The sequence below is a fragment of the Rhodopirellula halodulae genome (assembly GCF_020966775.1).
Classification (GTDB): Bacteria; Planctomycetota; Planctomycetia; order Pirellulales; family Pirellulaceae; genus Rhodopirellula; species Rhodopirellula halodulae.
Genome location: NZ_JAJKFV010000002.1, coordinates 77,853 through 91,071, shown reverse-complemented (window position 1 = coordinate 91,071; position 13,219 = coordinate 77,853). Strand labels below are relative to the sequence as shown.

9 protein-coding genes are annotated in these 13,219 nt (G+C 55.1%); 4 read left to right on the top strand and 5 right to left on the bottom strand.

The window, feature by feature from the left end; genetic code table 11:
* Positions 1–191 precede the first annotated feature (191 nt).
* Together LOC70_RS00975 and LOC70_RS00970 are read right to left on the bottom strand one after the other, a co-directional pair.
* Complete coding sequence (locus tag LOC70_RS00975) at positions 192–1,556, bottom strand: sigma-54-dependent transcriptional regulator (protein ID WP_230251392.1); 1,365 nt, start codon at positions 1,554–1,556, stop codon at positions 192–194.
* A complete protein-coding gene (locus tag LOC70_RS00970; RefSeq protein ID WP_230251391.1) occupies positions 1,553–2,932 on the bottom strand; it encodes a two-component system sensor histidine kinase NtrB in 1,380 nt (459 codons plus the stop codon). Before LOC70_RS00970 ends, LOC70_RS00975 begins: the two co-directional genes overlap by 4 nt.
* A 362-nt stretch (positions 2,933–3,294) precedes the next feature.
* Between LOC70_RS00970 and LOC70_RS00965 the strand changes: the two genes are divergently transcribed.
* The 4 genes from LOC70_RS00965 (at position 3,295) to LOC70_RS00950 (ending at position 10,737) form a co-directional block, all read left to right on the top strand.
* A complete protein-coding gene (locus LOC70_RS00965) occupies positions 3,295–6,462 on the top strand; it encodes a DUF2309 domain-containing protein (protein ID WP_230251390.1) in 3,168 nt (1,055 codons plus the stop codon).
* Positions 6,459–7,868: a proton-conducting transporter transmembrane domain-containing protein gene (locus tag LOC70_RS00960; protein WP_230251389.1), complete on the top strand. Its 1,410-nt coding sequence runs from the start codon at positions 6,459–6,461 to the stop codon at positions 7,866–7,868. Before LOC70_RS00965 ends, LOC70_RS00960 begins: the two co-directional genes overlap by 4 nt.
* 10 nt (positions 7,869–7,878) lie before the next feature.
* Positions 7,879–9,330, top strand: a complete 1,452-nt coding sequence (locus LOC70_RS00955; RefSeq protein WP_315857188.1) for a proton-conducting transporter transmembrane domain-containing protein — start codon at positions 7,879–7,881, stop codon at positions 9,328–9,330.
* Positions 9,331–9,399: 69 nt separating this feature from the next.
* Positions 9,400–10,737 carry a sugar porter family MFS transporter gene (locus LOC70_RS00950; RefSeq protein WP_230251387.1) on the top strand — a complete coding sequence of 446 codons (1,338 nt, stop codon included), beginning with the start codon at positions 9,400–9,402 and terminating at the stop codon, positions 10,735–10,737.
* Between the two features lie 29 nt (positions 10,738–10,766).
* On the opposite strand, the gene LOC70_RS00945 is transcribed toward LOC70_RS00950, so the two are convergent.
* From LOC70_RS00945 to LOC70_RS00935, 3 genes are all read right to left on the bottom strand, one after another.
* Positions 10,767–11,693, bottom strand: a complete 927-nt coding sequence (locus LOC70_RS00945; RefSeq protein WP_230251386.1) for a GGDEF domain-containing protein — start codon at positions 11,691–11,693, stop codon at positions 10,767–10,769.
* 81 nt (positions 11,694–11,774) lie between these two features.
* A complete protein-coding gene (locus tag LOC70_RS00940; RefSeq protein ID WP_230251385.1) occupies positions 11,775–12,824 on the bottom strand; it encodes a threonine aldolase family protein in 1,050 nt (349 codons plus the stop codon).
* Between the two features lie 40 nt (positions 12,825–12,864).
* On the bottom strand, positions 12,865–13,179 hold the full coding sequence (locus LOC70_RS00935) for a DUF2853 family protein (protein ID WP_230251384.1): 315 nt from the start codon (positions 13,177–13,179) through the stop codon (positions 12,865–12,867).
* Positions 13,180–13,219 lie beyond the last annotated feature (40 nt).

Here is a 13,219-nt window from a genome sequence, read left to right as displayed (position 1 = left end):
CGCTCTAGGCCGATTTCAATTTCAGAAATCACGCAATTTCCGCTGTGAAACTACCCTCGATTACTTTGGGTTTCTCCGCGGATTGTGCCAGCGTTTGAGACGCCCGTACCAGAGTCTGCAAACGATTGCGTGGCGTGTGCAAAGAATTGCAGAGGGGTGTTTCACGCTGGCGAAAGCATTCTCGCCGCGGTTCAGTGCAGCCCGTATCGGCCCATTTTGTAGTGCAGCGTGCGAACGCTGACGCCCAACCGTTTCGCCGAATTTTCTCGGTGGAAATCGCACTCGGCCAGCACTGCGGCAATCATTTCTCGCTCGCAAGTTTCCACCGCCTCACTCAAGGACGCGGGCAGAGCATTCGCCGCCGCGGGCTGCGACGATTGAATGTCGCCGGGCAATTCATCGGAATCGATGACGTCCCCGGTATGAGTGACCACCAATCGTTCGACCATGTTTCGCAGTTGCCGAACGTTTCCTGGCCACTGCGCCGCCACCAATGCTCGCATGGCATCTGGCGCGATCTGTTTCATCGGTCGGCCATGCCGCGTGCAAAAGTGCTGAAGGAAGTGTTCGATCAACAAGGGGATGTCATCGCGTCGCTGTCGAAGCGAAGGGACTTCGATTGGGATCACGTTCAGTCGGTAGTACAAATCTTCTCGAAAAGACCCGTCTTGAATCAACTCGGGGACCGATTTGTTCGTTGCGGAAACCACGCGAACATCGGTTTCAATGACTTGTTCTCCCCCAACGCGAGTGAAGCGTTTTGACTCGAGCACCCGCAGTAGGTCGACCTGACTTTTCGCGGACATCTCTGTGACTTCGTCGAGGAACAGTGTTCCCCCCGCAGCCTGTTCAAAGCAGCCTGGTTTTTGCCGCGACGCACCACTGAAGGAACCTTTTTCGTGACCAAACAGTTCACTTTCCAACAGTGTTTCTGGCATGGCACCTAAATTCACCGCGACGAAAGGACCGCCGCTTCGGTCGCTCAAATCGTGAAGCGCTCTCGCAACGAGCTCTTTTCCAGATCCACTTTCACCTTGAATCATGACCGTGGCTTCGGTCGCCGCGACTTGGCGAATTTGATGGAACACATCCTGCATCGCGGCGCACTGGCCGATGATGTTGGACAATTCGCCTGCGTCCGCCAATCGTGTTCGCAGCGATTGATTTTCCTGACGCAGCTCTCGGTGTTCGCGGGCTTTGCGAACCTGTTGCCGAACCAAGTTCAAATCGAGTGGTTTGGAGATGAAGTCAAACGCGCCCGCACGCATCGCATCAACGGCGGTTTCAACCGTTCCATGGGCGGTGATCACGATTACCGCGACATCGGAATCAATTTGTCGAAGTTGTTTCAGAAGTTCGATTCCATCCATTCCACCGCCCAGCCGCACATCGGCGATCACCAAGTGAAACGTGGCCGAATGGAATTTCTCGAGACCTTCCTCTGCGCTCGCTGCTGTTTCGATCCGATCCGCTTCTTTGACCAATCCCTTTTTGAGACCCGACCGAATGTTCGGTTCATCGTCGACGATCAAAATCGGGAAACCACTATGTGTCATTCTGGTTGGCTCAGCGGGAGTAAGACGGTGAATTCAGTGCCGGCGACGGACGCGGGTTTGCCTTCGGTTTCGCTATCAATCACTCGAAAATCGATGCTGCCGTTGTGTTGACGAACAATCTTGTCACACAACGCCAAACCCATGCCAGTGCCGTTGCTGCGAGTGGTGAAGTACGGATCAAAAACGCGTGGGCGAATTTCTTCGGGGATGCCGTTTCCTTCGTCTCGAACATCGATCCGTATCTGTTCCTCTTGTCGCGACAAACGAAAGGTGAGCGTGCCTCCTTCGGGCATGGCCATCATTCCATTGAGCGCCAAATTCAACAGGACTTGTTCCAAACCGACGGAGTCACCCTGCACCAGCCCCACCAACTCGACCGACTGTTCGATGTGCAAACGCACCGATTGCTGTTCCGCTTGGGGACGTAGCAATCGGACTAATCGTTCGATCAGTACCGCCACGTCCACCGAGCTCGATCCAACATGATCGGTGGAGGCATAGTTGCGAAAACCATCCAAGACGTCATTGATTCGGTGAATCTCCGTTCGCAAGACATCCAGCAGTTCGTCGACCTCGTCGTCTTGCGTGGTGGATTCCAACCGCTCGCAAAGGAGTTGGATATGGAGCGTCAATGCACTGAGAGGATTCTTGATCTCATGCTGGAGTCCGGCGGCTAACGAACCCAACCCCATGTAGCGTTCCATGCGTCTCAAGCGTTCTTCCATCAACGCTTTTTCCGAAACGTCTCGCACATGCAGCACGGTGCCGATCTCTTCTCCACGACGGTTTTGCAACAGCGTGCAACCGGCACGGAACGTTCGACGGTGACCTTGCTCATCAAGGTTGTAGTCTCGATCACGAATGGGGTGATGATAGGTCGCCACCTCTTCACGAATTTCGGCGAGCAACGCGTGGCGGTTTCCGAGCGAGTCCAATGTTCTGCCGACGGACTCATCGTCGATGTCGATCAGTTGTTTGCCGCTTGGGTTGATGCTGGTGATGCGACCGTTCCGGTCCGTGGTGATGACCCCAGCGTCCATGCTGGCGAGCACGTCTGCCGAGTAAACTTTGACGTCTTCCAGGGTGCGTTTGTTGCTGAGGTAGCCACGGACGACCCAAGCGACCGCCACCGCCGTCGCAATGATGTTCAATCCCAGCAGCACACTCAAACCGCTTTGTAAGCTGAGTTCACCGGAAAGCGTGCGGGCAGCTTCCAAGTCGCTCTTGGGAAGGTGCTGGGTCAAGCGAGCAAAGATTTCTTGCTCATGGCGAACGTTGGAAAGCATCGACGCGGTGACTCCGAGAGCCAACAAACTCAGCAGCGCCAAGACAATCGCGAAGCGACGCACATTCGGGCCGTCATGGTTTTCAAACATCGTTTCGCGTCGGTCGTGAAGGGAAAAACGGAACGAGCGGCTGCAAAGCCTTGCAGGGCGTTCTGCAAGTTTCTGCAGGTGGGGCGTTGGATCGCATCGCCGTGGACGAGCGTTTCAGCGATGCATTCCAGCTTCTGGGTTTGGTCGACTCGAGCGGGGAATGCTTGCTGATTCGCGTTTGAAGTGCTCGCCAAGCGGACTTCCGTTTTGACTCACAAATGGATTTGGCACAACACGTGCGTTCGAGCCCAGCTTCGCTCGATACCTTCTTCGGCAGAGCGGAACGCGGTTTCATCAGGCAGTGACGTTCCTGTTTGTCGATGGATGAATCGCGAGACGTCATTTCAATCAAGTCATCATCCATGCCCACTTCCACCCCTGATGCATCCGTTTCCCATTCCGTGGATTGGGGTTCCGCGAAAGAAGCGGATGGTCGAGAAGAGATTGCGAGGGCGATTGAACACGCGGCTCATCTGCTTCCCACCCAGGGCCCACTCTCGATCTTCGTCCATCACAACACGTTGCACGCATTGGAGGCATTGCCGTTCGAGGAGGCCGTGGTCGAAGGAAAGCGGTTGTTTGGGTGCGAGCCGTACTTGAGCGAGCAACGTTACCACGAAGAACTCACGCGTGGTCGCATCACGCGAGAAGACCTTCGCGAAGTGTTGATGGATGATTTACAAGACGACGCGGACATCCTAGTCGCAAGTTTTGGGACGCGGTACACGCTGCGATTGTCCATGCTTCAAACACTGCTGCCGCCAATTCCCGATGCTGAACTGCACTGGATGTTGGCCGAAACTCAGTTGCTGAGGTCATTCCGAAATGACGTCCCGGCGGCCTTCCGCGAGAGAGTATTGACGCAGACGCGAGCTTGGGTCACCCGGCAATGGGCCATTGAGTGTTCGGACGAAGTCGAAAGTCGCACGTCCAAGCATCATGCTTCTCCTCTGCCTCAAGTTGTGCGATCCGAACTGGCTGCTGACAAGTCGAAGCCAATTCACCGTTGGAGCGATGAGCAGTGGGAGCGATTCACGCTGCGGTGTTTGTGGAAACTATGTGAGTGCGGAGTGCACATCGCCGATGAAACGACATCGCAGAAGGAAGATGCGTTGCCGCGTGTTGATGTTCCAATCGCGGAATCCATCGGTCGGGTCTGCGGCGAGAATCCGAATGCCTTGGTCGATCAGGTGTTGATTCGGTTCTGTGCGAGCTATTTGGACCAGGGATTTGCCGACTGGATGTTGCCAGATCGTCAGCATGGGTTTGCTTGCGCCTTTTCCTTGTTGTTGGAAGGATCGTGGAACCTGCGACCAACGTGGATGGCATCGATCAAAGAAGACTTGAAGCAAGTCTGTCACTCCTCGTGGGACGCTCTCGACAGCATCGAGTGTTCGCTTTCGCGGCTTGGTTTGGAAGGCCAAGACCGAGAATCGTTTTTAACGCATTCGTTGTTGGCCCTTCGCGGGTGGGCGGGCATGGTGTGGCAAGCCGAGAAGCAAGGCAAGGCTTTCAAGCAATCGGTTTCTTCGGGAACGTTGAGCGAATACCTCGCGATTCGGTTGTTGCTGTTTCGAGGTGCAGTTGAATCCATCGGGCAACAACATTTCGGCAATTCCCAGTTGCTCGCGTCAGACATTGTTCAACGTGTGCGAAAACAAGCCGGATCGCAGACGAACCTCGGCACCGGATCGCGTGTTCATACCGTGTTCCAACTGGCACAGCTTGGTGGATGGACCCCAGAGCAATTGACCAACATGTCGCCAGCGCAGTGGCGGTGTTTGGTGGGTGAAGTGGATTCGTTTTCATCGATACACCGCCGACGGTTGTTGCACTTGGCCTACGAACGTCAGTACCGCCAATCCGCATTGGACGCGATTGCAGTTCACGCTCAACGGCGGCGAGAGAAGCAAGCCACGCCAGTGGAAACAAAATACGCGGCTATCTTTTGCATCGATGACCGCGAGGAATCTTTTCGGCGTCACTTGGAGGAAGTGCAGCCGATGTGTCGGACCGCAGCCGCCGCGGGATTCTTTGGTGTAGCGATGAATTATCGGGGAACGGATCACGCCCGTTTTCGGCCTCTTTGTCCAGCGATCGTCACGCCGAAGCACTATGTCCGAGAAGAACCGCTATTCTCCGCGATCGATGTTAGCGAACGACGCGCGATTCGCCGACGCCGTATCGGTCGATTCAATCATCAGGTGCATCAGCACTCTCGGACGATGTTGGGCGGTTGGGTCACCGGAGTCTTGGGAGCAGTGGCAACGTTCCCGATGGTCGCTCGCATTCTGGCACCTCGTTTGACCTCGCGGGTGAGAGATTCAGCGGGCATTTTTGTCAGTCCGCCGGCGACCGAATTGCATTTGGAGCGATTGGCGGAGGATCCAGGACCGGAACCCGATGCGATGGGGTACAGCCTGGATGAGATGGCGGCGATCGTCGTTCGTGTGTTGCAGGACATCGGCATCGTTCGTGAATTTCCGCCGATCATTTTGTTCTTTGGTCATGGCAGCGGCAGTCTGAACAACCCGCATGAATCGGCATACAACTGTGGTGCGTGCAGTGGAGGACGTGGTGGGCCGAACGCCCGAGCCTTTGCGATGATGGCCAACGACGCGAGGGTTCGTCGCCGGATGCGTGCATTAGGAATTGATTTACCCGACGATCTCCGTGTGCTGGGGGCTTATCACAACACCTGCAACGATGCGGTGCAGTACTACGATCTGGATTGGCTACCGCGTTCCCACCGAGATCTGTTTCGAGAGATTGAACGAGACATCGAGGAGACGCGAGCACGCAATGCTCATGAACGTGCGCGACGTTTCGAGTCGGCTTCGCTCGATCTGACTCCGAGGGAAGCCCTCAAGCACGTCGAAGAACGGGCAGAAGATTTGTCGCAGGCACGACCGGAATACAACCACGCGACCAACGCCTTGGTCACGGTAGGAAGACGCGAATGGACTCGTGGTCTGTTCATGGACCGGCGGGTATTTCTGACGGAGTATGACCCGGCACTGGATGATGATGACAATTCAATCCTGAGTCGGATCCTCCAAGCAGCGATTCCTGTTTGTGCTGGAATCAGTTTGGAATACTACTTTTCGACGGTGGACGTGGAGGGTTACGGATGCGGTTCGAAGCTGCCTCACAACGTGGTTTCGATGATCGGAGTGATGACCGGGGCCAGCAGCGATCTACGCCCCGGGCTTTCGCAACAGATGGTTGAAATTCACGAGCCAATGCGAATTCTGTTTGTGATCGAAACGACTCCGGAAAGACTCTCACGCATTATCCAGGCGAACGAAGCGATCAGGCGATTGGTGCAAGGCGATTGGGTGCAGGTCGCCGTGATCGATCCGGAGACAGCCGTGATTTCGCGATACGTCAAGGGACGTTTTGAACCGCACCTCATCGCGGAACACGAACTGCCGCGTGCGCCATCGTCATCTCATTGGTATCGGGGGCGGCGGGGGCACCTGGGGTTTGCATCGATCGACGAATCTGCACCGCAGGAGGCCGTTCGATGAACCAGCAGGAACTGTTTGTGCAGGTGTTGGGGGCGATTGCCGTTGCGAGTCCCGTCGTCTTGCTGGCGGTCCTAGGACTGACTCAGTTGCTGAACAGGCCGCTGAGCGAATTGTGGATTGTCAGGCTCAACCAGTTGGGTGTGGTGTTGTCTCTGTTTGCGACCACATTGGTCCTGGCGGTGATGTTGATCACGGGCGAACGCAACTTGCCGATCGAGTTCGGGAACTGGGTCACCATTCCCGAACAAGCGTTTCATTTCCATCTGAAGTTCGTGTTTGATCGCCTGAGCATCCCATTCATGATGCTGTCGTGCGTGCTTTGCGGTGTCGTGGGCGAGTTCACCCGTCGTTACCTGCATCGCGAAGAGGGGTTCGCGAGATTCTTTTTGTTCTATGCCATCTTCTTTGACGGGATGGTGTGGTCATCGCTGGCGGGGACGATTGAGACATTGTTTGTCGGGTGGGAAATGGTCGGTTTGTCGTCCGCATTGCTGATCGCCTACTTCCATGATCGCGAGAGTCCGGTGCGCAATGGACAGCGGGTCTGGGTGATCTATCGTTTGTCCGACGCGGCGTTGTTGATCGCGGCGATCACGATGCACCACATGGTTGGCGAGGGGGACTTCGGTGGATTGATGAATTCCAGCATTTGGCCTGATGGATCCGTGTCGGTCAGTTCCAGCCAAGCTTTGTTGGTCGGGGCATTGCTCTTGATCGGAGCCGCGGGGAAGTCGGCCTTGTTTCCGTTCAGTGGTTGGTTGCCACGGGCGATGGAAGGGCCAACGCCTTCCAGCGCGATTTTCTACGGAGCGTTGTCGGTGCACCTCGGTGCCTATCTGCTGTTGCGTTTAAGCCCGCTGCTAGAGGCGAGCGTAGCCTTGCAAGGGTTGGTGCTCGGCTTGGGAGCGGTATCGGCTGTGTCGGGGGCGTTGATGTCTCGCGTTCAGAACGACGTCAAAACGTCACTTGCTTTTGCGTCGCTCACGCAAGTCGGAATCATTGTCGTGGAAATTGGATTGGGGCTTCGATACTTGGCTTTGATTCACATCATGGGACACGCAATTTTGCGAACGATGCAACTGCTTCGAGCACCCACGCTGATTCGTGACTATCAGGATCTCGAGAACAAGATTGGAACGCCGTTGTCACCCAACTCCGGGACGGCATTGGGGTGGCTGCCAAAGCCTTTTCAGCGATGGTGTTTCCGGTTCGGGTACGAACGTGGGTTCATGGACACAGTCTTGCAACGCTGGTTGGTGGATCCCTTCGTCCGAACGTTTCGCTGGTGTGAAGGTTGGGAGCAGTTGATCACATCCAGTCTTTCACGCAGCGAAAAGGCCGATTCCGAGATCAACCACGCGAACGCTGCGAATGATTCCCCGTCCGATCTCCCCACCGCAGCCTGAAAGAATCGCTTTGCCTGAACTGCATTTTCCATGGATTGAGTGTTCCATTTTGTTGCCGCTCGTCGGGGCCGCTTGGGTTTGGATGCTGCGTGATCGCGAACGGGCCCTGACGCACGCGATCTTCTTCTGCTTGGCAACTCTGCTGCTCACGCTGGGCGAGTGCGCCGATTTTCTTTGGATGGAAACTTTTGAAGCCCACGATCATTGGGCGTTCTTTCGCTGGGTGATTCCGCCTGACGTCTTGGTGATCGATGAGTTGAGTGCGTTTCAACTACCGCTGGCATCGCTGATTCATTTGGTCGTCGTTTCATCAACACTGCGAACCAAAACGAGAACTTTCTCTCTCGAATCGACGTTGGTTTCCCAGTCGTTGTTGCTGGCCATCTTTAGTTGTCGTGCATCATGGGCTTTGGTTGCACTGTTGATTGTTTCGACCATCCCGCCGTACATGGAACTTCGACGCCGAAGGCAGTGCACGCGAATATATTGTTTACACATGGCGACCTTTGCGGCACTGCTTTTGGTGGGGTATGGATGGTTGTCCATCGCGGATCGCAGCGGCAGTTCCGTGCTGGTGCCTGGCGCGATGCTGACTGTCGCTGCGTTGCTGAGGAGTGGGGTCTTTCCATTGCATTTGTGGATGACCGATGTGTTCAACAAAGCATCATTGGGGACCGCCATCCTGAACACGACGCCTTTGGTGGGAGCCTATGCCGTGATGCGGTTGGTCTTGCCCATTGCACCTTCGTGGGCTTTGCAAAGTATCGCTGTGTTGTCGCTGGTCACGGCGGTTTACGCAGCAGCGATGGCATTGATCCAGGTCGACGCGCGTCGAATGTTTTGCTTTCTGTTGTTGTCGCAATCCTCGCTCGTTCTAGTCGGTTTGGAACTGGTGACACCGATCGGATTGACTGGGGCTCTGTGTTTGTGGTTGTCTGTCGCCATGTCGATGACTGGATTTGGGATCACGCTTCGCAGCGTGGAAGCTCGTCTGTCGCGCATCTCGCTCGCTTCGTTTCATGGGTTGTATTCGCAGATGCCCATCCTGGCCGGTTTTTTCTTGCTCACAGGTTTGGCGTCGATTGGGTTTCCAGCGACGGTTGGGTTTGTGGGAATGGAATTGCTGATCGAGGGTGCTGTTGAGGTGTATCCACTAGTGGGAACCTTGGTGGTGGTCGCGACGGCATTGTGTGGAATCACGGTGTTGCAAACGTACTTCCGGATCTTCACCGGAGTTGACAATCGATCGTCGATCTCGATGAAGGCCCGTCCCGCAGAACGCTTCGCAGTGTTGTTATTGACTTTGCTTCTGTTGGGTGGCGGTTTGTATCCACAGCCGGGAATCTCTTCTCGCTATCACGCCGCCAAAGAACTCACTCGCATTCGTGGCGAAATTTCAGGCAAGAGTCCCACGCCCGTCACGACGGTTGCCCAGCAAGAGGGATTGAATCCAGAGACATGACCGAAGGAAGTCCTGTTAGACTTGCGGAGTTCCCCCTCGAAAGACCCCGCGTTCGCACAGGCAACCAAATTGAATCAACGAGTCTTCTTCTGGAGTTTGACTTCGTCGCTGGCCGGGTTCTTGTTTGGATTCGATACCGTCGTGATCTCGGGGGCTGAAAAGTCCATTCAGTCACTTTGGGAACTGGGCGACCTTCAACATGGACTTGCGATGAGTGCGGCTCTTTGGGGGACCGTGTTGGGCTCACTGGTCGGAGGCTGGCCAACGGATCGTTTTGGTCGGAAGACGACGCTGCTGTGGATTGGAATTCTGTATTTGGTTTCTGCTGTTTGGTCTGGAATGGCCACGGACGTGTTTTCGTTCATGATCGCCCGGTTCATTGGCGGGGTGGGGGTCGGGATCTCCACGGTTGCGGCACCGCTTTATATCTCCGAGATCGCTCCGCCCGAGCGACGTGGTCGACTCACCGGGCTGTTCCAATTCAACATCGTCTTCGGGATTCTAATCGCGTTTGCATCAAACTATGTGATCGGATCCGCGATGCAGGAAAATGCATGGAGGTGGATGTTGGTTGTCGAGGCGATTCCTGCTTTGGTATTCACCGCGATGTGCCTTCAATTGCCATCGAGTCCACGTTGGCTAATCGCATTTCAAAACAACGGTGAAGCCGCTGCAGAGGTTCTGCGGCAATTGCGACCGGATGCCTCGGAGGATGAAGTGCAAGGATTGGTAAATGAGATCGCGGAGTCGGCGGGCGACCGTTTGTCCGAAACGCCATCGACACCGTTCTGGAGTCGTCGCCTGATGACGCCCATTTCAATCGCGTTTCTTGTCGCGTTTTTCAATCAGCTATCCGGCATCAATGCGATCCTGTATTTCTCACCGCGGATCTTCGAACTTGCTGAGATGGGAGAGCAAACCGCGCTGCTGCAATCGATCGGCATTGGCGTGACGAACCTGATCTTCACGTTCGTTGGTTTGTATCTGATCGATCGGTTGGGACGCCGCACGTTGTTGCTGATTGGTTCAGCCGGCTACATCATGTCGCTTGGCATTTGTTCCTACGCATTCCAATCCGAAACGTTTTCGATTGTTCCCATCTGCATTTTCGCCTTCATCGCCGCTCATGCGATGGGACAGGGAGCGGTGATTTGGGTTTTGATTTCCGAGGTCTTTCCCAACTCGCACCGAGCGGCGGGGCAATCGCTTGGCAGCTTCACCCATTGGATTTTCGCGGCGTTGCTGACCTTGGTCTTTCCATCCGTGGTCGCCGCGTTTTCACCGGCAATCATCTTCGGTTTCTTTTGTTTGATGATGGTGCTGCAAGCACTTTGGGTGACGTGCTTGTTACCGGAAACAAAAGGCGTGTCGCTGGAACAAATGGAACGACAACTCGGGATCAGATGACTGAATTGAATTCGGCAAACTGAATCAAATCAGGCGATTTGAGTGCTCAACACCGGGCGGATTGCCGGTTGAATTTTGCACTGATTCCGTCCATCGTCCTTGGCCGAGTAAAGTGCCTCGTCCGCCCGACTGAACGCCGAGCGGTTGTCATCGGAGGAGAGCACGTAGGTCGCTCCGATGCTGACCGTGATGTTGTGGTCGTAGCCTTCAATTTCCAGTTGCTCGGCGGAACGTCGATGCATTTGGAGCAAAGACGCCAGTTCATCGATGCTGGTATCTGGGAAGATCAATGCGAACTCTTCGCCACCAATTCGGGCGACCATGTCTTTCGCTCGACAAGTGTTGTGCAAAACCTGAGCGACTTCCTTGATCACGCGGTCACCCAAATCATGGCCACCGCAGTCGTTGATGGATTTGAAGTGGTCGATGTCCGCGATTGCGACGCAGAAAGGCGTGCCCATCCGTGCTGCGATGTCGAGTTGCTTTTGAAACTCGATGTCACAACGGCGACGATTCGCGATGCCGGTCATCGAATCTCGCAAGGAAGCCTCTTGCACCTCGATCAGTTGCTTTTGACGCAGGATGGCATGAACTGCCACTCGGGTCAGCAGGTGATCCTTGAGGTCGTTCTTCGAGAGGAAATCCTGTGCTCCAGCGGCGATGGCCTGGAAACCCGTTTCGCGATGATCGTCTCCGGTTTGAACGACGATCGGGGTGGAAGGCGAACGCTCGCGGATTTCACGAATGCTCTGCAGGCCATTGCTATCGGGCAAACCGAGATCCAGTAGGATCACATCAAAGCTAGCCACTTCCAGCTTGGAAAGTGCATCGCTGAGCGACGTCGCTCGTACGATCGTTGCTTGCATAATGTCCGTTCGAGCAAACACACGCGTGATGTATTTGGCATCGAGATCGTTGTCTTCGACAAGCAGCAAACGGATCGATTCGATATGCATAACGTCGGTGGCCCCAAAACTAGATTCAACAATTCGATAGAACGTTGAAACCTAGGCCACAAATAACGACACGCCGCGAAATCACCAAAGCAATTTCAAGAATTGCTCGATTTCGCTGGGGTCGGTGCAAAAGGAGGTCACTAAGCGGTACATGGAATGTCCGTCGGGGAGTTCCAAATTGGGGTCATTCGGAGCCGGCCAAGGATAGAAGCGTGCACCGGCGTCCTGCAAACGCTCCGCCTCGCTCTTGGGCAGGATCACGAAGACCTCGTTGGTTTGATTTTTCCACGCGAGTTCGCCGGTGGACGATTGTTCGATGCCTTCGGCTAATCGCGTGGCCATTTCGTTGGCGTGTTTGGCCAATCCCAGCCACAAATCATCATCGAGGTAAGCATGAAACTGTGCCGCGATGAAACGAGTTTTCGAAAACAATTGTGCCGCACGTTTCCGGATGAACGGCATCTGTTTGGCCAGTTCGGGCCGAAAGAAGATCACCGCTTCGGCGCACCAACATCCGTTTTTAGTTCCGCCAAACGAAAGCACATCCACGCCGGCTTTCCAAGTCATCTCGGCTGGCGTCAGGTCGAGATGCACCAACGCGTTGGCGAATCGCGCCCCATCCATGTGAAGGGGCAATCCATAATCGTGAACGATGCCGCTGATCTCATTGAGCTGATCAACGTCGTAGACTGTGCCCACCTCGGTCGCCTGGGTGATGCTGACCGCCATGGGTTGTCCGTGGTGGACAAAGTTGGGGTCAAAGCGACGCAGTTGTTTCTGCAACGCGCGGGGACAAACTCGGCCGAGGTCGCCCGTGATGGGGGCCAAGCGAGCGCCCGACGTAAAGAATTCGGGGGCACCACATTCGTCTTCGATCAAGTGCGCATCGCGGTGGCAAAGCACGAAGCCACCCGGGCGATTGACCGCAGAAAGCGCCAACGAGTTCGCGGCGGTTCCCGTGCCTACGAAAAAGACCTCGAGTTCGGTTTCGAACAACTCGTTGAAGCGTTGTTCGAGACGTCGATCGAGGTCGCTGGTCCCATAGGCGGGTGACATCCCTTTCGCGTGACGGCTGAGAGACTCGGCAACGGGATCGGCGGCACCGGCCCAATTGTCACTCGCAAAAAACATGAACCGATACCCCGCGAAAATCAGTGAGTGAGTTAGATGATCATCCCGCCACTCGGTGCATCGTATCGCTTTCTTGAGCCAGCAAATAGTAGAAGGTCACGCGACATTTTGCCTTGTCGCCTTTCATGATCTTACACACCTTGTCGATTGCCGCATCGGCTTCTTCGGAGGTCAAATCCAAGTTCACCGAACAATAGCCTTTCTTGATTCCCGCAAGCTCATCCGGGTCGGTTGCCGCGACAATAGAAGAGTCATGATTGGCCAAGGCCAGCCTCAAATGGCTGACCAAAGACTCCACGGCATCTTCGTTCGGGTTGGGGACATACTTCTTCACGTTGGCGAGGTATTTTTCCATGTCTGCTATCTCTGCTTGATGGACTCGAAATGGGCGGAAG